Genomic DNA, 20984 nt, shown 5'->3' with positions numbered 1-20984 from the left:
ACATTGGGTAAATTTTCGAACGTAGTTTCTTATATTTATTATAGCATAAACTCAATTAACTACGAGAAAATGTAAGCACTTTTCTTCCAAATTTGCCATCATTCTATATAAAAACGACGGCTTCTTTCGAAACCATCGTTTTTCTTGAAAAATCCTTATTTCACATGTTTTGCCAATTCTTCTTGGGCTTTTTTATTGGATTCTTCTTTTTCTTTCAACCATTTTTCTTTAGCTTTTTCATATTCATCTTTTGTGACTGTTTTATCTTGTACTTTGAGGTATTTATATGATTCGATACCTTTATTACCAGCCAATGAATATGGTTCTGAGAAAGGAACTGTTTTTCTCAATACTGGTGTTCCACCCTTAGACACATTTGGAATTGCTAAAGCACTATCTACCAACCACGCTTGAATATCAGCATACTTGTCATAGCGTTTTGCAAGATCTTGTTCCTTATTAGCTTCTTCCAACATTTGAGTGTAGACATCCAATCCAACTGCCTTGGCCTTGTCATTGGCTTCACCCGGCTCTATACCTAGATTTTGCATCAAACCACCAGAATTAACGTTAAAGACATCCAGATAGGTTGAAGGATCTTGATAGTCTGCACTCCAACCACCGTTGTATAGATCGTAATCCTTCTGAGCTGCAGTCTGAGCCAAATAGCTTGTATTATCAAAGTCTTCAGTAGAAAGTTGTTGAATATCAATTACAACGTTCTCTGCACCTAAGGCTGCTTCAATAGATTGCTTCATAGAATTTGCCTCTTGAACACCCTTTTTATCAGCTTGGTCAACTGTCATGTCCAAGTGGATAGGGAATTGGACTCCTTTGGCTTGGAGTTCTTTCTTAGCTTCAGCAAATTTGGATTTAGCTTTTTCAGCATTGTAGTATGGATCCTGGGCATCCGCAAAGTTGATTCCTTGCCATTCTTTACCATAATTGACCATCTTAGAGGCTACTACTTCACCAAAGTCTTTTCCGTTGATACTTACGAAGTTTGGAGGAACAACCAAGTTACGCAAAATCTTAGTTGCCCCCTCTTCTCCCTGAGATTGGGCCCCGTAAGCTGTACGGTCATAGGCAAAGTTAATGGCTTGACGGAAGTTTTTACTCAGAACCGCTTCTTGAGTCGATTTCTTTTCAGCATCACTTGTCTTGGAAGTGAATTTATAAGATTTTCTATCCAAGTTGAAGTTTAAGAAGTAAGAAGTAGCATCTTGCAGACTATAGATGATATTGTCTTTATTCTTCTCTTTGATTCCTTCAAAGCTTGAACTATTTGGATAGAGACGAGCGTAGCTATAGGCTCCCTCTACATAGTTACGAGCCAGTGCATCTTGGTCACTACCATCATAATAGGCCAATTTGACATCATCTACAAAGACATTTTTAGCATCCCAGTAATTAGGATTTTTCTTGAATTCGATAACTGATTTTGAAACAAAGGATTTCATCAAGAAAGGTCCATTGTACAAAATGCTAGATGGGTCTACCTTCCCAAAATCATCTCCTTTTGATTTCAAGAAATCAGCGTTGACTGGGAAGAGAATGGTTGAGGTTGTTTTTGAGTTCCAGTAAGGTTCTGGTCGTGCCAAGGTATATTGAACGGTTTGATCATCAAGAGCCTTGACTCCGACAGTTGAAAAGTCGCTTGTTTTACCGTTAATGTAATCATCCAAACCTGCAACGGATTCTTGCACTAAGTACAAGGCTTCTGATTTTTTATCAGCCGCATATTTCAAACCAGTTACAAAATCTTGGGCAGTTACAGGAGCATATTCTTCCCCATCTGCAGTGTACCATTTAGCATCTTTACGCAGTTTGTAGATATAGGTCAAACCGTCTTGAGAAACACTCCAATCCTCTGCCAAGGATGGGATATAGTTCCCATACTGGTCATTTTCCATGAGCCCATCTACCAAATTAACCACGATATCATTGGTTGTTGCACGGTTTTCTGCTAGATAATTCAAACTAGATGGATCACTAGTGTAAACATAGTTATATGTTTTTGCCCCTGTGCTAGAATTTCCACAGGCACTTAATAAAATACCTGCACTTAACACGACCCCCGCAAGCGTTGCATACTTGGCCTTAGACTTTTTCATCTCCAGAACCTCCTGATTTAAATATTTGTCTTATTATACAACTCGAGTTTTATTTAGTCAATAGGTTTTTTGAAAAAATTAATCATTCCATCTACAAACTATAGAAATTATTCTACAAAATAATAAAAAAGAGAATAATTCAATCGTTCTATGATAAAAACGTTCAAATTATTCCCTTTATTTATAAAAAATTATTGAGAAATTTTTAATTTTGTTCTCAAGCGATCTGCTTGGGATTTTCCAATCACCTTATCCAATAAACGGGTACGGAGACTCATAATTCCATAAACTCCTCCACCCATGGCACCGACAAAAGCTACATATAGAAAACTCCACAAACGTCCACTTGGTTGGAAGACAAATCCCAGTATCCACTGGATAGCGCCCACACCGATGAACATAACAAAAGTCAACAAACTGATTAAAATCGTTCTCCTAAATACCACATTACCTCTCATTCCTGTTACCCTACATAGTTCACGATAAATGAATATAATAGGGATGATAAGAGCGATTGATGTTGAAATCAAAGGACCGTAACTATGAAAAAGATAAATTGTTGGTAATTGCAAGACTAGCTTAGCAACCGAACCATAGAAAAAGTAACGGATCGCTTTACGATTATGGAACATAGCCTGAAGCATTGGTGACAAAACCATATATACACCCAAAATGGTTGACTGCAAGACTGCAAAAATAAACAAACCTAATGCCAAACCATCTGGCTTCCCGTAAAATATGGTATAGATAGGTTCACCGACCATAACTACACCCACCGTTGCAGGAAAAAGAAACAATAGAAGCATCGTTAGATTATCTTGAATCAATTTAGAGGCAGACCTCAAATCACCTTTAACATAGTTTTCGGTCAAAAGTGGCAAGCCTACACCACCAATCGAAACTCCTAAGGAAATTAAAATCATTGTGATTTTATTAGGATTGGCTGAGAAATAAGAAAACATGACAACTAAGTCTTCATTACTATAGTGGGTAAACCAGCTCATACTATTGATAAAGGTCATCTGGTCCAGAATCTGGAAGAGCTGGATAGCAGAACCCGTCAGGATAAAAGGAATAGCTTCCTTTATGGTATCGACCAAGAGACGCTTGCTATTAATCTTATCTCCTGTTTCAAGGACTCTTTTGAGTAATCCTTCTTTGGCAAGGAAATAAATCAAAACTGCAAAACTGGCTACCATGCCGACAAAGGCAGCAAAAGTTGATTGGGTAACCGCTGCTAGATAATCTCCTGAACCGAGCTTCATAATGATAAAGGTAGCTAGGAGCATCCAGATAACACGAATGACCTGTTCAGCGATTTGGCTCATAGCATAAGGTTTGAGGTTATTCATCCCTTGGAAGAATCCTCGGATAACGCTCATAGATGGGAAAATCAAGACTGCCCAAGCCAAGCTCTGCATGATTGGGATCAAGTCTTTCCCTACACCCGACAAGTCTGCTAGCCAAGGAGCAAGGACATACAAGATTAGGGCAAAAACGAGGCCTAGTCCAGTCATAAAGCCTAAAAAGCTCCGAATTAGGGCAAAGCTATGCTCTTCTTCTCGCATGGTATTGTACTTAGCCACTTGCTTGGCCACCGCAACTGGAATCCCCGCTGTTGAAACCAGCAAGAACCAGGCATAGATATTGTAGCCCATGGTAAAGAGACCATTGGCCGTAGCCGCATAAGACCCCATCCATATATACCAGGGGATAATATAAATAGCCCCAAGCAGGCGACTGATAAAGTTACTAGCCGTTAACCAAGCAGTCCCCCGTAACATCTGGGCCTGCTGGTGATTGTTTTCGTTAGACATAGATTCCTCATTTTATTTTAATCACTAGGAAAAATTCCTCATCTTCCATTATAAACTTTTCCTTGTCACTTGTAAATTTACGACTTTCGGTTTACAATAGAAAGTATGATAAAGATTGAAACCGTATTAGATATATTAAAGAAAGATGTTCTCTTCCGCGAGATTATCTATCAAGGACACTACCACTACAACTACAGCGATGTCATCTTTGATACCATCTGCTATGACAGCCGCAAGGCCAAAGAGAAGAGCCTCTTTTTCGTCAAGGGTGCTGCCTTTAAGAAGGAATTTCTGATTTCAGCCATCTCTCAAGGTCTCGGTTGGTATGTGGCTGAAAAGGATTACGAAGTCGGCATCCCTGCCATCATTGTGAACGATATAAAGAAAGCCATGAGTTTGATTGCCATGGAGTTTTATGGCAATCCACAGGAAAAACTTAAACTCCTGGCCTTCACTGGAACCAAGGGTAAGACGACAGCAGCCTATTTCGCCTATAACATTTTATCTCAAGGTCATCGACCTGCTATGTTGTCGACTATGAACACAACTCTAGACGGCAAGACTTTCTTTAAGTCTGCATTGACAACTCCTGAGAGTATTGACCTATTTGATATGATGAATCAGGCTGTGAAAAATGACCGCACCCACCTCATCATGGAGGTATCCAGTCAAGCTTATCTGGTCAAACGTGTCTATGGTCTCACCTTTGATGTGGGAGTTTTCCTCAATATCAGCCCAGACCATATCGGTCCGATTGAACACCCTAGCTTTGAAGACTATTTCTACCACAAGCGTCTCTTGATGGAAAATAGCCGAGCAGTCATCATTAACAGCGACATGGACCACTTCTCAGTCTTGAAAGAACAGGTTGAACATCAAGACCATGACTTCTATGGTAGCCAATCAAATAACCAAATCGAGAATTCTAAAGCTTTTAGCTTTTCAGCTAGTGGAAAACTCGCTGGTGCTTATGATATCCAACTGATTGGCCACTTCAACCAAGAAAATGCAGTCGCTGCTGGACTTGCTTGTCTTCGTCTCGGAGCAAGTCTTGAAGACATCAAAAAAGGAATTGCTGCAACCCGCGTCCCTGGACGTATGGAAGTCCTGACTCAGAAAAATGGTGCTAAGGTCTTCATCGACTATGCCCACAATGGTGATAGTCTCAAAAAACTAATCAAGGTTGTAGAAACTCATCAAACTGGAAAGATTGCTCTGGTTCTGGGTTCAACAGGAAACAAGGGAGAAAGTCGTCGCAAGGACTTTGGACTTCTCCTCAATCAACATCCTGAGATTCAAGTCTTTCTGACTGCTGATGACCCCAACTATGAAGACCCAATGGCCATTGCGGATGAAATCAGTAGCTATATCAGCCATCCTGTTGAAAAGATTGCGGATCGCCAAGAAGCCATCAAGGCAGCTATGGCCATCACAAATCACGAATTAGATGCAGTTATTATCGCCGGTAAGGGAGCCGATTGCTACCAAATCGTCCAAGGCAAGAAAGAAGCCTATCCAGGAGATGTAGCCGTCGCAGAAAATTATTTATAAGATAGTAAAAAATCAAGGGAAATGGAACCCTTGATTTTTTCTATTTTTATTTAAAAGCGTTTTTCAAACCTTCAACGGCACCTTCTACAGCACCTTTAGCATCTTCAACTACTTCTTTTGCCTTAGCAACTGTCTTTTCTACAGCACCTTCTGCTTCAGTCTTACCATCCCCAGTAACTTTACCAAATCCTTCTTTGATAGCGCCTGTTGCTTGTTCCAATTTGTTTTCAAGTGACATATGATTGTCTCCTTTAGTTTTATTCCGATATGTGTTACCGGTTACATATAGTTTATACCGAATACTAAGGAAAGTCAAACAATGTGCTCAGAAACAAGAAATCACGCAAAGTAGAAAGTTAGTCTTTCCTTGTCCAAATCAATAGCCAACTCATACTTTCCATCTTCATTTTGGACAATATAACCTAGGATAACTAAACTGTCCACAAAGATGTCACGACGTTTCTGCATAAGCTGGTCTTTTTTGAGAAATTTCAACAAAAAAGTCGTCATATACTTGAGGGCATACTCAGGATTAACATCTCCCAAAATGTCATAAAGTTCCTGCTGTTTTTCTGTCAAAGGATACTGATGTTTGACCTTGTAGAAATAATTGGAAAGGGTCATTTTAGTCCGCGCAAAGTCCGTCTTTTCAACTAAAATAGCTGCATTGGTTTGATTTCGTAATTCCGTCTCAAAACTCTGCTCTAACAAGGCTTGATAGACTGGACTATCTTCGCTGACAAAAATCTCTTGATCCAGTTCGAGACTATCGAGTGATTTAAGCATGGGAAGATTAAGGTAATAGCGCTTATTTTCCCGACGAATCAAGCCAGCCTTTATATACTCTTCCATGAGTTTATCAACTGCAACATCTGGAAATTGAGCCTTAATTTCTCGCAAAATCACATCCTCATGCTGGTCCAGATAGCGGATCAATTTTCCAAAAAATGGCTGTCTCGTCAAACGAGATGGATTAAAAATCTGAATCATGAAGATTCCTTTCTTTACATTCTAACAGAGGCGATGCTGCCAACTGACTGGGATTGGTCCCAGCTTGGTTCAGAGGCACAGGCAGACCTAGTTCTCTGTAATACTCTCTCCAAAAATCACTAATGTCCTGCTTCCCATCACCAAATTTCATGGGAATAGTTTCAAAAATCGGTAGAATTTCTGCTATATACTGGGAACAGTAGAAACTAGCGCCATCTGGATAGAAAGAAGCATTATAAGGAGCTCCCAGATGTTTGCAAGCTTTTTCCTTCACAGACTGGATATCCATTTCTGGGTAGACATAGAGGTCGTACAAATGATCGGACTCAAAGAAGTCTGCCGGTTCTTGACAGACAACACCAGCCTGTCCACTAGCGTGGTAAATCATCCCATCCAAATAAATGGCAACATGGCTATAGTTACCTGTGGAAGTTTGGATGGCTTGTCCCATATCTGACTCATCTCTCACAAAAATCAAATCACCAGTTTCTAACATGCTTCACTCCTAGAAAAAAAGGAGCCGAAACTCCTTTCGATATAAGGCAAACTAGCCTTTCCGATTTTGAACTGAAACCCAAAATCTTAAGCATTAAAACTTTCAGTCAATTGAGGTACCACTTGTTTCTTACGTGAAACGGCACCAGCAAGGAAAGCGTGGTTGTTTTCAAGTTTGAAGTTGAAAGCCGCTTCGACCTTGCCCATATTAGCACCAAGAGCCAAGATTTCCGAGTTTGAGTTGACGATATCTGTAATCATCAAGACAAAGTCAGAGTAGCCGTTTGCTGCGTTAGCAGCTTGCATTGCAGCTTCAATTTCTGCTTGGCGTTCCAATACTTCAGCGATGTCAACTGTGTTTACTTGAGCAACACGGACATTATTTCCGTTCAATTCAAAAGTTTTAGCATCGATGTCAATCAATTCTTCAGCAGATTTGCTAGCCAAGTTTGTACCAGCTTTCAACATAGCTAAACCATATTCTTCCAAGTTGACACCAGCCAATTCAGCCAATTCAGGAGCAATAACCTTATCTGTTGGGTGTGTTGTTGGTGATTTCAAAAGAAGGGTATCTGAAATCAAACCTGAAAGCATCAAACCAGCAATCTCTTTAGGCACAGCTACACCATGTTCTTTGAACATACGGTAAACGATTGAAGATGCTGAACCAACTGGCTCCAAACGCATGTATAGTGGGCTTGCAGTTTCAAAGTTAGCCACACGGTGGTGGTCCACAACACCATAAACTTCTACTTCAGCGATATCTGATACAGATTGTTGGAATTCATTGTGGTCAGTCAGGATAACTTGCTCTGCACCTTCTGCTTTAGCAGAAGTGATAACACGCGGTGCTTCCACACCAAAATAGTTCAAGACAAAGGCTGTTTCTTCATTTGGAGTTCCAAGGGCAACAGCTTCCGTATCCAAACCGTAAGCTTCTTTTGCAAGGTAGGCAAAGGCTACAGATGACCCGATGGCATCTGAGTCTGGATTTTGGTGACCAAATACTAGAATCTTAGACATGATAATACCTCATTTTGTTTATTCTCTTTATTGTAGCATTTTTTTCGCTTTTTGACAAAAGTAAGAGGAGTCAAAGGACTCCCCGCTACTCTTCAAAATAACTGAGTAAATTTCTATCTTGATTTTCAGATAAAAATTGCTCCTTCTGTGGTCTCTTCTTACGCTTGAGAAGGGCTTCTGCCGACATGGCTTCTTCCTTACTGGCAAAACCTTGAGCATAGATAAGTTTGACTGGCAAGCGTGCTCGTGTGTATTTGGCTCCCTTCCCACTATTGTGGATAGCGAGGCGTCTTCTCACATCAGTTGTATAACCCGTATAGTAGGAACCATCACGGCACTCCAGCACATACATATAAGCCTTATGATCCATAATAAATCTCTTCAAGTTCAGGCGTATAAGAGCCATCATCATTGTGGACAATGAGAGGTGGCAAGACCTTAAAGCCACTTGTCGAGCCATCCTTGATAGCCTCAATCAATAGCATATTGGCTTCCTTTTCCCGCTTTGGATAAACAAACTGTAGGCGTTTAGGAGCTAGATTGTGCCGCTGCAACATATCCAAGATATCTAAAAGTCTATCAGGACGATGAACCATGGCCAAACGCCCATTGGACTTTAGAATACTTTGGGCACTGCGACAGATTTCCTGCAAATTGGTCGTGATTTCATGGCGCGCCAAAAGATAATGTTCACTCTCGTTCAGATTGGAATGAGGATCCACCTTGAAATAGGGCGGATTACACAAAATCATATCTACCTTACTTCCCTGAATGTAAGCAGGCATATTTTTCAAATCATCACAGATGACCTCCATCTGCTCTTCCAAACCATTCAAACGGACAGAGCGTTCAGCCATATCCGCCAAACGCTCCTGAATCTCAACAGCCAAAATCTTTGCCTGAGTACGAGTGCTAGCAAATAGCCCCACCGCTCCATTCCCAGCACAAAAATCCACTATCAAGCCCTTTTTAGGAAAACGTGGAAAACGTGACAAGAGAACACTATCCACCGAATAGCTAAAAACCTCTCTATTTTGAATGATTTTAATATCTGTCGAAAAGAGCTGGTTAATGCGCTCTCCTGATTTTAATAATTGTTCTTCTTCCATGGTCTTATTATAGCAAATTTATATTAACATTACAAAAGATAGAGATTTCTAACTAGTGCTTCTGATTCTTCAAATGTTGGAGAGCTTCCTTGGTCCAAATTGGCATCATTCGTTTGAGAGGCGCAAAGCCGTAGTTAAAACGGTCGCTTGAAAAGCGTCTCCGTCTCGGAAACTGGTGCTTTTCTTCCTCCAAAGTGCGGATAGAAAGACTGGCTTTCCCTGTAAATTCATCTAAATCCACTACCTGAACCTGAACCTCTTCATCGACTTTCAAGGCTTCTTGGATATTTTCAATAAAGCCTGTCCGAATCTCTGAAATGTGAATCAGCCCCGTATCACCCGTTTCTAGCTCAACAAAGGCACCGTAGGGCTGAATCCCTGTAATACGGCCCTTTAGCTTATCACCGATTTTCATCTTAGTCCTCGATTTCAATTGTTTCAATCACGACATCTTCAACTGGCTTGTCCATAGCCCCTGTCTCAACAGCAGCAATGGCATCTAAAACAGCGTAAGAAGCTTCATCAGCTAGCTGACCAAATACAGTGTGACGGCGGTCTAGATGAGGAGTTCCACCTTGGTTGGCATAGATTTCCGCAATCGGTTCTGGCCAACCACCACGAGCAATTTCTTTCTTAGAATAAGGCAAATGTTGATTTTGCACAATAAAGAACTGGCTACCGTTGGTATTTGGACCAGCATTGGCCATAGAAAGGGCACCACGGACATTGTAAAGTTCTTCTGAGAATTCATCCTCAAATGATTCGCCGTAGATTGACTCGCCACCCATACCAGTACCAGTTGGGTCTCCACCTTGAATCATAAAGTCCTTGATAATACGATGGAAAATGACACCATCATAGTAACCATCTTTTGAAAGAGCTACAAAGTTAGCCACTGTTTTAGGAGCATGTTCAGGGAAGAGCTTGATGCGCAAGTCTCCGTGATTGGTCTTAATAGTCGCGATAGGACCTTCTACTGTTTCAATGTCTACTTGTGGAAAATGCAATTCTTTTTCTACCATACCAAATCCTTCTAAGGCATCAAAAATGCCATCTTCTTCTAATGTTTTTGTAATATAATCTGCTTTTTCTTTGATGTTATCATGAGAAATTCCCATGGCAACGCTGATTCCAGCATAATCAAAGAGTTCCAAGTCGTTGAGGCTATCTCCAAAGACCATGACATTCTCTGGTTTCAAGCCAAGGTGTTCCACAACCTTTTCCACACCCGTCGCTTTGGAGCCTGAAATCGGCACAATATCAGACGAATGTTGATGCCAACGAACCATGCGAAGCTTGTCAGAGAGACTGTCAGGCAAGTGCAAGTCATCTCCTTTATCTTCAAAAGTCCACATCTGATAGATATCTTCTTTTTCATGGAAATTAGGATCTACAGCCAAATCAGGGTAAATTGGATTGATCGCTTCACTAATCATATCGGTGCGAGTCGACAACTTGGCATCATGACTCCCAACCAAGCCATACTCAACTCCCTCTTGCTTTGCCCAAGAGATATATTCTTCCACATCTTCTTTGGCAATCTGATGTTGATAAATGACCTGACCTTTTTTATCTTCAATGTAGGCCCCATTTAAGGTTACAAAAAAGTCAGGCTTGAGCTCACGAATCTCCGGAACGACACCAAAAATCCCTCGTCCAGAAGCAATACCTGTCAAGATTCCTTTTTCACGCAATTGCTTAAAAACAGTTGGGATTGAAGCTGGAATAAAACCAGTCTTGGAATTCCGCAATGTATCATCAATATCAAAAAAGACAATCTTGATTTTCTTTGCCTTGTATCTTAATTTGGCATCCATCTCACTACCTCTTTCAATCTAACTCTTTCCATTATACCATAAAGTAGCTAAATCCCCTATTTTCAAAAAGTTTCCAGTTTTATTGTAAGTCCTTGGATAAGTATAAAACTAAATCATCATTATTTTGGCTAGTTGCATTCATTTCCAAGGGTTTATTTCTATACCAGACACCTGTCCCATCTGGAATATAGCCTCGTTTGATATACAATCTCTGGGCAGGGCCATAGCCTGAGTGCAAACCTACACCAAGAGTGACCTTACTCGAAACAAACTTGACTCGTTTTTCTGCTTCTTCTAGCAGTTGATTCCCAATCCCTTGATTTCGAAAAGGCTCAAACACATTAAAATCTGATAATTCTGGATATACTTCTGCAAAAGGACCATGTTTAGCAGAGGGCAAAATGGTAACGTAGCCCGCTACAGCACCATCAATCTCTGCAACTAAGACTTCTCTCTCCCCACTTTCCTGTTCCAGAAAATATCTAGCCAAAATTTCCTCTCTACCAGTCCAACCTTGATTCATAAATCCATGAGACAAGGATTCAATATCAGACTTAATCATATTTCTAATCGTACAATTCATCTTTGACTTACCCACCTTTACTCTTTCTATTACCATTAGAGCACGCCAAGGTCAGAAAAAACTATCTCGTGAAAAAAACCAACCGGGCTTTAATTCGCTTTCTTATTTTCAAGCTCATGAAAAAGAGGTCCACTTGACCCAAACTCGCTCTCACATTTCAAGGCTCGTGAAAAAAAGACCCAACCGGGTCTTTTCTTTAATCTTCGTTTACGAAAGGCATCAAAGCCATTACGCGAGCGCGTTTGATAGCTGTTGTTACTTTACGTTGGTTTTTAGCTGAAGTTCCTGTTACACGACGAGGAAGGATTTTCCCACGTTCTGAAACGAAACGGCTAAGAAGCTCAGTATCTTTGTAATCAACATATTCAATTTTGTTTGCTGCGATGTAATCAACTTTTTTACGGCGTTTGAATCCGCCACGACGTTGTTGAGCCATGTTTTTTCTCCTTTATAATTTTAGTTGTCCATTAGAATGGTAAATCATCATCTGAAATATCCAATGGATTTGTTGCTCCAAATGGATTTTCATCACGTGAAAAGTCTGGTACTGAATTTGTAGGTGCTGAATAGTTTGCAGTCGGTGCAGAATAAGCTCCACCTGTGTGACCCTCACGCACACTACGGCTTTCCAACATTTGGAAATTCTCAGCCACGACCTCTGTCACGTAGACACGTTGTCCTTGCTGGTTATCGTAACTACGAGTCTGGATACGACCTGTCACCCCGATAAGTGACCCTTTTTTAGCCCAATTAGCAAGGTTCTCAGCCTGTTGGCGCCACATAACGACATTGATAAAATCAGTCTCACGTTCGCCATTTTGACTCTTAAATGTACGGTTTACTGCAAGAGTAAAAGTCGCAACTGCTACATTTGATGGGGTATAACGCAACTCAGCGTCACGTGTCATACGCCCTACAAGTACAACATTGTTAATCATAGTTTACCTTCTTACGCGTCAGTTTTGACGATCATGTGACGAAGAATGTCAGCGTTGATTTTTGAAAGACGGTCAAACTCTTTAAGAGCTGCATCGTCGTTTGCTTCAACGTTAACGATGTGGTAAAGTCCTTCACGGAAATCTTTGATTTCGTATGCAAGACGGCGTTTTTCCCAAGATTTTGATTCAACAACAGTTGCACCGTTGTCAGTCAAAATAGAGTCAAAACGTGCTACCAAAGCGTTTTTAGCTTCTTCTTCAATGTTTGGACGAATGATATAAAGAATTTCGTATTTAGCCATTGATATGTTCCTCCTTTTGGTCTAATGACCCCAAGACTTTGCAAGGGGTAAGTGAGGTTCGCTCACAATAAACTATTATACTAGAAAACATTTTTTTACGCAAGTAAAAACACCGAAATATAAAAAGAAGATGACGAATCATCTTCTCAAAAATACAACTCTATAGCTAGAGATATAATATTTTTAACATTTACCACTCTCTAGAAATTATGGATCCGTTTTACTGATTTTTACCAAATACATCTCGATAAAGCATTCCTGTTCGTAGACTCTCTGCATCTCCTCCTAATTGCTCTACCAGCTCGTAGGCAAAGGCAAGGGCTGTTGAAGGGCCTCGACTGGTTGTCAATTGACCATCTACCACTACTGTTTCCTTGACGTAGTGACCATCAAGAATTTGCTCTTGAACGCCGTCATAACAAGTGTACTGCTTGTTTTTCAATAGCCCTGCTTGATTGAGGGCAATTGGCGCAGCACAAATGGCTGCTAGTTTTTTTCCTTCTTGCTCAAAGCTTTGCAACTCTTGAACCAAGGCCTGATTGTCCCGCAAATGTGCAGAACCAGGCATGCCACCAGGAAGGACAAGCATATCATAGTCTGATAAATCACCATCAAAGACACGATCTGCTCTTACTTGGATTGCATGCGAACCAGTCACTTGCTCTTCAAACCCAACCATATCACAAGTGATATTTGCCCGACGCAAAACATCCACAACTGTCAAAGCTTCAATTTCTTCAAAGCCCTGAGCTAACATAACTGCTACTTTTACCATGATTTTCTCCTTATTTGATTTGTTTTAATACAACCTTTTTCCGTTTGAATTGGACTTTTCCGCTCTTTTCTTCAGCTAGGTTTGTCTGGTAACTCATAGATAAAAGTAAGCCCACACCAATCAAGTTACTGATAATAGCCGACCCCCCTTGAGAAATGAAAGGCAAGGGAATACCCGTCAAAGGAAGCAAACCAGTAACAGCACCGATATTCTCAAAGATATGGAAGAGTAACATCATAATCAAACCTGTGGAAATATAGGTGTAGAACTGATTATTTGATTTAAGAGTAATCTTCAACATACGATAAATCAGCATGAGATAAAGGGCGATAACAAGGACAGAGCCAATAAAGCCAAAATCTTCTGCGATCACCGTGAAAATCATATCCGACTCTCGAACTGGAATAAGCAGATTAGAAGCATTAAAACCTTGTCCAAACAATCCTCCACTACCAATCGCAATCTGCCCTTGAGCCTGTTGGTAAGTGGTTGTTTGGGCAAAGTCAAAAGGATTGAGCCAAGCCAAAATACGGTTGATTTGGTAGGTCGGCATTCCCAGTTGATGAAGAAAAGCCCGACCGTCCTTGCTGATAAAAATAGCTAAGAAACCTGCAATTCCTGTTACAGCAGTCACAAATACTGGGATAATAATTTTCCAAGAAACCCCCGATAATAAAACGATTCCTGAGAAAATGGCTACAAAAACCAAAGCCGTCCCCAAGTCACTTTGAAGTGCCAAAAGAACTAGGACTGGAATGGTAAAGAGAATCATCCAGAAAATCAACAAGAAGTCCAGCGGAACTGTACGTCTCCATTCCTTATGCTTCTTTGTAAATTGGACAATGACACGGGCCAGCATGAGGATGTATGATATCTTCATAAATTCTGACGGCTGGAACAAGGTAACACCATTTACCGATACCCAGTTTTTAGCACCCGTTGATGCAACTAAACTTGGATTATAAAAGACAATCGGCAAAACCATAAGTCCCAAGCCTAAAATATACAGAAAGGGGGTCACCTTCCAAAGAAATTCAGTATTGAAGAGCATAACCACAAAACCAATCACAAGCCCTAGGACAATCCAAGCGACCTGCTGCCCTAAAATGGGCAGAATATTGTTTGGATAATCATGACTAACGGCTATATAAATAGCCACCACGCCAATAACCAGTAGAAAAAATACTGGCAGGAGCAAACTATAATCGACTCTAGAGTCGAGAGAACGTTTCATATATTCACCTTTTCTCTTTCTTAGATTTTTCATTTTTGTTGTTTTGGAGGAAATCAATAACAGCAGAGGTAATCTGTTTTCTATTCACCTCTCTGATAGTTCTTTCCTTCGCTAAAGCTTGTCTAATCTGTTTACCATATCGTTTATGAACAACTCGACTATCCAATATCACAGCAATGGAAGCTTGTTCCTCTTTTCTAATTGTTCGACCCAAAGCCTGTTTGAGACGAATAATGGCCATTGGCAGCTGATAATCATAGAAAGGATTCTTCCCTTCCTGACGCAATTCATGATTTAATTTTCGTGTTAAAGGTTCTTGGGGATTTTGGAAAGGCAATCGAGGAATTACTTGAATAACGCAAGGATGGGTAGAAAAATCAACCCCCTCCCAGAAACTTCCTGTTCCAAGTAAGATTTGTCGCTCTCCTTTTTCAAAACGTTTCTTCAGCTGACTGGGTTCCCCATTTTTATATTGGGCTAAATGAGGATGGTCTAGTAAATCTGACACTGCTAACAGTAATTCTTTCGACGTAAATAGAACAAGCAAAGGCTCTTGAAACGCCTGTAAGGAATGGATAACTGATGTAACCTCTTCTGCATAATCTAAAGGAGAATGTTCAGTTACTAACGGAAAATCATTTACTAATAGAACTTCTTGCTGCTTCTGTTGTAAAGATTTAACTGTAATAAGTGGAGCTTCAGTAAATCCTAATAAGTCCGCTAAAGAAACCCTATTACTGATTTCAAGAGTGGCAGATATGCCAAGCACTCTGCAATCTTCTGGCAATAAATCTGCTAGTAGGAAGCGACCTTTTTTACTTGAGCAGATTAAGACATCCTTACTTGACTTCTCAGCTGTTGCCAGCCAAAATTCACGGTCCGATGTAAAAAAATGCGTCATATCTCTATACTCGGGAAGATTTAACTCAGAAAAATGCTGGCGTAAGGTTTCAAGAGAATCTAACCAATTGTCATTCTTAAGTCCTGAGTAAAACTGATCTATCAAATAGCGACATTCAAACCCGATACTCTCAAGCAACCGTCTCTGAATAAGATCTTTTTCTGTTTCCAAGGACTTTTCAACTTGTGTTACTAAATCATCGAGAAGATAAGACTCTTGGGCGAGATTTTCAAGGGCAATCAGCATTTTTTGAGCTTCATCTATGATTACCAAGCGATTGTTGACAAACTCTGGATCGTCCTCTAAACGTGTTACCAGATAAGCGTGATTGGTTAACAAAAGGCGACTCGATTTAGCCCTATCTTGACTGCGTTGCCAGAAGTCCTCAGAACTAAATAAACTTTTTTTTGAAAGTTTTCCATCATGTACAAGTTCAGGTATAATATGTTGATAACGATACAGCTGCCCGATTTCATCTAAGTCACCTGTTTCTGTCTCTGTTAACCAAATCAAGACTTGCATTTTAAAACGTGTGAATAGGCGGTTAGACTCTGGCCTATGAAGTACTTTATAGAAATTATCGAGTTTCAAATAATTTTGAGGTCCCTTAAGACTATGAATATCAATATGAAAAGTATCTTTTAATCGACTTCCTTCTTCTTGTATAATTTGATTTTGAAGGATTTTGGTAGGAACACTAACAAGGATGCCACCTTCACTTTCCATGCTCAAAGCTGGCAGTAGATAACCATAAGTCTTTCCAAGTCCCGTTTGAGCTTGAATAAAAGCAGTTTTCTGTTCTTTTAAAAGATGCTCAACTTTTTCTGCAAATTCAACTTGCTGAGGACGTTCATCCAAGTCTAATAAGGAAATATTTTTAGTAAAATCCTTAGATAGCTTACGTGGTTTTAAAAACTTACTTTTCTTTCTTAGAAAGAGTCCATGGAACTCCATCAAATCGTGAGCAGAAAGGAGGGACTGTCGCTGATATACTTCTTCAATCACTAAATAAGTTTCATAAAGGAGGTTATCCGCAAGATTTAACAAGGTTTCTAAAAGTCCTTTTGGTAACTGAAAAAGTTTTTGACGCATAAAAAGCAAAAGCTCTGCTGTTGCTTGTGCATCAGAGAGAGCGGTGTGGGCGTGGTCTAACTTAATCCCTAATTCTTGACAGAGAATGCCGAGATTGTACTTTTCAAACTGAGGGTACAAAACCTGTGCTAACTCAACGGTATCTACTCGTGGAGTTCTCAATTCATAACCTTCAAAAAATAAGTACTCTGCCAGAAGATTTGCATCAAACTGTACATTGTGCGCGACAAAAACACCATCCTTGACCAGTTCAAAAATCCTTCCAGCTACCTGTGAAAACTCTGGAGCAACTGCCAACCGTTGATCAGTCAAACCTGTTAATTCTTTTATATGAGAATCCAAGGGCTCATGGGGATTGACATCAGTCCCATACTGATCGACGATTTCGCCATTTTCAATCACCACAATACCCACTTGAATAATTTTTGCCTTGCTTCCGGTGCTAGTGGCCTCTAAATCAACAACCACATACCGATTAGTTCTCGAATTCATCATTAAAAATTATATCAAAAAAAGCCCTGTTTGACACCCCTCAACTTCGATAGAAAAATCTCTTTGCTTGAAAAAATTTTTATAAAATGTTTGAATAGTATTATATAGAAAAGGAGAAATAAGATGAACCCATTAGATTTGTTTAACCAAGTAAAAGAATTAATCGAAACAAAAGATTTCGAAGCTGCAAAAACATTTGTTGCGGAAAATCAAGAACAGCTTGGAGAATACTTCTCTCAAGCTCAGCAGTTGATTTCTGGTTCTGAAGGTCTAGATGGCCTCGTTGGAAAGATTAAAGGATTTTTCTAAAAGATATAAAGGCGCCTGAAACTATCAGGTGCCTTTTTGAGATATTTTTTTCATTATTTTGGGCAGATAAGAGCTGATTTCCGTCGGCAAGACCACATAATGTTCTTGAGATAATTCTTGGGCTATTGCTGAATGAAGATGAGTCGCTACTGCCACACGTTCGTAGAGACTGGCCTGTCGAAATTGGCCTGCAAATCCTGCAATCATTCCAGCCAGTGTATCTCCCATTCCCCCAGTCGCCTGATAGGGACCACCAACCTGTAACTGGTAATAATCAGATTGGCCAACTTGCCAAATAGGAGTAGCTGGACCTTTCTCCACCAAAATTGTTCCTTGAGGAAAGGAAGTCAGGGCACTAGCCGTTGCAGCTTCCTTTTGCTTTTCAATAGCAATACCAGACAGCTTTTCCCATTCTTTTTGGTGGGGAGTTAGGATAAGCTGGTTAGATGGAAACGACAAACTTGTCCTAGCAAGAATGGTTAAGGCCCCTCCGTCTACAATCAAAGTCTGATTCTTTTTTAAGCTAGCAAAGACCTGTTTTACTAGACTTTCTCCAAAAGCATCGTCTCGTAAACCAGGCCCGAGCAAGACAACTTCTGCCTTCTCCAACTGCTCTTTTAACAGTTGCTGGTCTTGAAGAGAAAAGGCCATAGCCTCAGGTAAATGACTGTGCAAAGCTGGGATATTTTCTCTATCTGTTCCAACAGTCACCAAACCAGCTCCACTTTTAACAACTGCCAAAGCAGCCATGATGATGGCACCACCATAAGGATAAGTCCCACCCAGTAACAGCAAACGACCATAGTTTCCTTTATGACTTGTACGAGAACGTTCAATAATGACTTTTTCTAGTAAGGTTTGATCAATCACTTTCATCGTTTTTTCCTCAACTATCCTTTATCTGATTGTTTTAAAATAACTTGATAGACTTTCTTAGTCCACTCTTCTAAGTCTTCTCCAGCATAGTCAAGATAATGCACCCTATCTTGTATTTTAGTTGGAATAATATTTTCAAATTGGCTCTTATTATGAGTTGGAATAATACAAATATACAACTCACTAAATAAATTCAATATGTCCTTAATTTTTGCAACATGGTAGCCGTCAAAAATATAACCAGTAACTTTAATCAAATCTGTATAGATAAAATGAAAACTCACTCCAGGAATAAACTTGTCTTGTAATTCTTTCTCTGAAGGAGCTCGACCTAATAAACGCTCCATCGCTAATCGATAACCAGAACTTGTATTTGACCACCCTAACATGACATAGTCAAAATAATCTATCGGATCCGATGCAGCATTTCTACTATCCAAAACCAACTCCTCAGCATCTCGCCCAAAGGCGTTCACAGCAGATAAGAGCTGACCTGTTTTAAAGATAGAAATCGCTGCATCTATAGTCGTAGTATGACTACAGTAGTCCGAAGTCACTAACCTCTTATATAGATCATAAGTCGAGGCTACTCTTTTATCTGTAGGGGTAAATGGTGGCAGAAAGGGATGCTGACAGATGTAATCTAAAATTTCTTTTTTTAAACAAGAATCAGCACACTCAATACTTGTTTGACGTTTATGAAGTTTTTCGTAAGCTATAAATTTAGCAATTTTTTCTAATTCCCACTCTTGAATATTTGGATAATCAATTAGTGCTAAGTAGTATATTCCATCCCATTGTAAACTATATTCCCCATTATAAATTTTTAAAATCATCTAATCACCTCACTCCATTATACAACAAAAAGGTACCCACCTTGCAATTTGGATTACTATTTTTCTGTCTAACTTTTGGGGCACAATTCACCTCTCTTGCTTACACCTATATAAAACTGGAGAAGACCATGATTGTCTTCTCCAGTTTTTAGATGCCATCAACTTACTATAGTTGAAAAAGAAAGCAATTTTTAATCATCGACTAATATCTACAAATAGGAAGTCATTAGACGTACAGGCTAATCTTCTTTATGTTTTACAGTTAATAGTGCTGCTGACAAGGTCAAGCTAACACCTGCCAAGAAGATGGATGTCTCAGATTCTCTCTCACCAGTTTCTGGCAATCTCTTGTCTTCCTTGGCAACTTGAACTGGTGCTTTTGGAGTCTGAGCTTTTTCTAACGAACTTAGTTTAAACTCTGGTTTTTCTACTGTCGGTGCTGGTTGATCACCTACGGTTGACAATGGACCTGTGTACTCTGGAAGCTCATGTTTCAAGGCCATAACGGAGTTCACTCCACCTTGGAACTCTGGTTTCTCTACTGTTGGAGCGGCTTGGTCGCCTACGGTTGATACCGGACCTGTGTACTCTGGTAGCTCATGTTTCAAGGCCATAACGGAGTTGACTCCACCTTGGAACTCTGGTTTCTCTACTGTTGGAGCGGCTTGGTCGCCTACGGTTGACAATGGACCTGTGTACTCTGGTAGTTCGTTTTTCAAGGCCATAACGGAGTTGACTCCACCTTGGAACTCTGGTTTCTCTACTGTTGGAGTGGCTTGATCGCCTAAGGTTGATACTGGGCCTGTATAAGCTGGTAGTTCATGTTTCAAGGCCATAACTGCATTCACACCACCTTGGAACTCAGGCTTCTCTACTGTTGGAGCAGTTTGGTCGCCTACGGTTGATACTGGGCCTGTGTAGGCTGGTAGTTCATTGACCAAGGCTTCAACTTCATTCACACCGCCTGTGAACTCAGGTACCTCAAGCACTGGTGCTGGTTCTTCACCCTTACTTGATTGAACAGGTTCTTCTGTCAATTCTTGATAGAAGCTCGCCAATTCATAAAACTCAGCCTTGCCACCTTCCCAGACCAGTTTAACATCTAGAAGAGAACCACCATTTCGGATAGCAAAGGTTTGGAGACTAGATGTAATGGCACCAAGATCTGTCCAACTTTCTTGTCCATCCTTAATTGTTCTAACTTGAACTCGTGCTTTTGCTCCTTCAGGAAGGCTTGAAACAAGGCGTAGATGGTTGGCATTGGTTGGTTCAGACAAGTGGTAAACCATTTCACCCTTATCATTTTCCGCCTTGTAGCTAGTCAAGACTTTTCCGTCTACGAGATTAGTATAGAAGTTGCCTCGGCTTTCGCCACCGTTTCCTTCTACAGTTGGATCATTGATTGGTTTGACAAATTCGCCATCATTGATCACCAATTCTGTAAATCCTACAAAACGAGCATCATAGTCAGCTGTATAGANGACACGAAGATAGTTGGCTTTGACTGGTGTCGTCAATTCACCCTCGATGTAACGATTTCCTGGCATCTTAGAATCATGTGTCCAACCATCTGTCAATGAATCATCGTGTGTACTATTGGCTACACCATCTCCCACTGTCACAACATCTGTCCAAGTTTTACCGTCTTGGCTGACTTGGATTTTACCATCACGAAGATAGTTTTGAGTTCCGTCTTGGATGTAGGCTCTGATCTTCTTGATAGTGCGTTC

At 40.3% G+C, this 20984-nt stretch carries 21 protein-coding genes and 2 pseudogenes; 2 read left to right on the top strand and 21 right to left on the bottom strand.

Annotated features, from left to right (window positions below):
- Positions 1 to 155: 155 nt before the first annotated feature.
- Together D8849_RS05390 and D8849_RS05385 are read right to left on the bottom strand one after the other, a co-directional pair.
- The gene (locus D8849_RS05390) at positions 156 to 2114 is read right to left on the bottom strand and encodes a peptide ABC transporter substrate-binding protein (protein WP_125386428.1); all 1959 of its coding nucleotides are present in this window, start codon (positions 2112 to 2114) and stop codon (positions 156 to 158) included.
- 191 nt (positions 2115 to 2305) lie between these two features.
- The gene (locus tag D8849_RS05385) at positions 2306 to 3931 is read right to left on the bottom strand and encodes a putative polysaccharide biosynthesis protein (RefSeq protein WP_125386427.1); all 1626 of its coding nucleotides are present in this window, start codon (positions 3929 to 3931) and stop codon (positions 2306 to 2308) included.
- A 105-nt stretch (positions 3932 to 4036) separates the two neighbouring features.
- On the opposite strand from D8849_RS05385, the gene D8849_RS05380 reads away from it, so the two are divergent.
- Positions 4037 to 5482 (top strand): UDP-N-acetylmuramoyl-L-alanyl-D-glutamate--L-lysine ligase, encoded by a 1446-nt coding sequence (locus tag D8849_RS05380; RefSeq protein ID WP_125386426.1) that lies wholly within the window; start codon positions 4037 to 4039, stop codon positions 5480 to 5482.
- A 46-nt stretch (positions 5483 to 5528) separates the two neighbouring features.
- Here the strand turns inward: D8849_RS05380 and D8849_RS05375 are convergent, their stop codons facing one another.
- The 15 genes from D8849_RS05375 to D8849_RS05305 all read right to left on the bottom strand — a co-directional run bounded on the left by D8849_RS05375 (position 5529) and on the right by D8849_RS05305 (position 17233).
- Positions 5529 to 5720 (bottom strand): CsbD family protein, encoded by a 192-nt coding sequence (locus tag D8849_RS05375; protein ID WP_000051182.1) that lies wholly within the window; start codon positions 5718 to 5720, stop codon positions 5529 to 5531.
- A gap of 101 nt (positions 5721 to 5821) precedes the next feature.
- The gene (locus tag D8849_RS05370) at positions 5822 to 6472 is read right to left on the bottom strand and encodes a DUF1803 domain-containing protein (RefSeq protein ID WP_125386425.1); all 651 of its coding nucleotides are present in this window, start codon (positions 6470 to 6472) and stop codon (positions 5822 to 5824) included.
- Positions 6456 to 6968 (bottom strand): YiiX/YebB-like N1pC/P60 family cysteine hydrolase, encoded by a 513-nt coding sequence (locus D8849_RS05365; protein ID WP_125386424.1) that lies wholly within the window; start codon positions 6966 to 6968, stop codon positions 6456 to 6458. The genes D8849_RS05370 and D8849_RS05365 overlap by 17 nt, the downstream gene beginning before the upstream one ends.
- An 86-nt stretch (positions 6969 to 7054) precedes the next feature.
- The gene (locus tag D8849_RS05360; protein WP_045612055.1) at positions 7055 to 7990 is read right to left on the bottom strand and encodes a manganese-dependent inorganic pyrophosphatase; all 936 of its coding nucleotides are present in this window, start codon (positions 7988 to 7990) and stop codon (positions 7055 to 7057) included.
- 85 nt (positions 7991 to 8075) lie between these two features.
- Positions 8076 to 8360 (bottom strand): GIY-YIG nuclease family protein, encoded by a 285-nt coding sequence (locus tag D8849_RS05355; RefSeq protein ID WP_033681555.1) that lies wholly within the window; start codon positions 8358 to 8360, stop codon positions 8076 to 8078.
- Positions 8350 to 9099: a tRNA1(Val) (adenine(37)-N6)-methyltransferase gene (locus D8849_RS05350; protein WP_125386423.1), complete on the bottom strand. Its 750-nt coding sequence runs from the start codon at positions 9097 to 9099 to the stop codon at positions 8350 to 8352. The genes D8849_RS05355 and D8849_RS05350 overlap by 11 nt, the downstream gene beginning before the upstream one ends.
- A gap of 52 nt (positions 9100 to 9151) precedes the next feature.
- Entirely contained in the window at positions 9152 to 9514 is a 363-nt protein-coding gene (locus D8849_RS05345; protein ID WP_000689605.1) for a S1 RNA-binding domain-containing protein, read from the bottom strand.
- A 1-nt stretch (position 9515) separates the two neighbouring features.
- Entirely contained in the window at positions 9516 to 10916 is a 1401-nt protein-coding gene (locus D8849_RS05340; protein WP_125386422.1) for a bifunctional Cof-type HAD-IIB family hydrolase/peptidylprolyl isomerase, read from the bottom strand.
- Between the two features lie 79 nt (positions 10917 to 10995).
- Positions 10996 to 11499, bottom strand: coding sequence for a GNAT family N-acetyltransferase (locus tag D8849_RS05335; protein WP_049510305.1), 504 nt, complete (start codon positions 11497 to 11499; stop codon positions 10996 to 10998).
- Positions 11500 to 11695: 196 nt separating this feature from the next.
- Positions 11696 to 11935 (bottom strand): 30S ribosomal protein S18, encoded by a 240-nt coding sequence (gene rpsR / locus D8849_RS05330; RefSeq protein WP_000068664.1) that lies wholly within the window; start codon positions 11933 to 11935, stop codon positions 11696 to 11698.
- Positions 11936 to 11966: 31 nt separating this feature from the next.
- Positions 11967 to 12437 carry a single-stranded DNA-binding protein SsbA gene (ssbA, locus tag D8849_RS05325; protein WP_004269791.1) on the bottom strand — a complete coding sequence of 157 codons (471 nt, stop codon included), beginning with the start codon at positions 12435 to 12437 and terminating at the stop codon, positions 11967 to 11969.
- An 11-nt stretch (positions 12438 to 12448) separates the two neighbouring features.
- The gene (gene rpsF, locus D8849_RS05320; protein WP_001151778.1) at positions 12449 to 12739 is read right to left on the bottom strand and encodes a 30S ribosomal protein S6; all 291 of its coding nucleotides are present in this window, start codon (positions 12737 to 12739) and stop codon (positions 12449 to 12451) included.
- Positions 12740 to 12959: 220 nt separating this feature from the next.
- The gene (locus D8849_RS05315) at positions 12960 to 13514 is read right to left on the bottom strand and encodes a DJ-1 family glyoxalase III (RefSeq protein WP_020902237.1); all 555 of its coding nucleotides are present in this window, start codon (positions 13512 to 13514) and stop codon (positions 12960 to 12962) included.
- A 10-nt stretch (positions 13515 to 13524) separates the two neighbouring features.
- A complete protein-coding gene (locus D8849_RS05310) occupies positions 13525 to 14748 on the bottom strand; it encodes an FtsW/RodA/SpoVE family cell cycle protein (RefSeq protein WP_125386421.1) in 1224 nt (407 codons plus the stop codon).
- A gap of 4 nt (positions 14749 to 14752) precedes the next feature.
- A complete protein-coding gene (locus D8849_RS05305; RefSeq protein ID WP_312023087.1) occupies positions 14753 to 17233 on the bottom strand; it encodes a bifunctional DnaQ family exonuclease/ATP-dependent helicase in 2481 nt (826 codons plus the stop codon).
- A 123-nt stretch (positions 17234 to 17356) separates the two neighbouring features.
- Between D8849_RS05305 and D8849_RS05300 the strand changes: the two genes are divergently transcribed.
- Positions 17357 to 17542, top strand: a complete 186-nt coding sequence (locus D8849_RS05300) for a hypothetical protein (RefSeq protein ID WP_001068558.1) — start codon at positions 17357 to 17359, stop codon at positions 17540 to 17542.
- Between the two features lie 24 nt (positions 17543 to 17566).
- On the opposite strand, the gene D8849_RS05295 is transcribed toward D8849_RS05300, so the two are convergent.
- The 4 genes and pseudogenes from D8849_RS05295 to D8849_RS05285 form a co-directional block, all read right to left on the bottom strand.
- On the bottom strand, positions 17567 to 18418 hold the full coding sequence (locus tag D8849_RS05295; RefSeq protein ID WP_125386419.1) for an NAD(P)H-hydrate dehydratase: 852 nt from the start codon (positions 18416 to 18418) through the stop codon (positions 17567 to 17569).
- Positions 18419 to 18432: 14 nt separating this feature from the next.
- Positions 18433 to 19254 (bottom strand): phosphate ABC transporter ATPase, encoded by an 822-nt coding sequence (locus D8849_RS05290; RefSeq protein ID WP_125386418.1) that lies wholly within the window; start codon positions 19252 to 19254, stop codon positions 18433 to 18435.
- 239 nt (positions 19255 to 19493) lie between these two features.
- A pseudogene (locus D8849_RS10845) lies at positions 19494 to 19607 on the bottom strand (LPXTG cell wall anchor domain-containing protein); the annotation flags it as partial.
- Between the two features lie 90 nt (positions 19608 to 19697).
- A pseudogene (locus D8849_RS05285) lies at positions 19698 to 20984 on the bottom strand (SIALI-17 repeat-containing surface protein); the annotation flags it as partial.

Origin of the sequence: Streptococcus mitis (genome assembly GCF_003942765.1) — a bacterium.
Classification (GTDB): domain Bacteria; phylum Bacillota; class Bacilli; order Lactobacillales; family Streptococcaceae; genus Streptococcus; species Streptococcus mitis_BE.
This window is presented reverse-complemented; position numbering and strand designations above follow the sequence as displayed.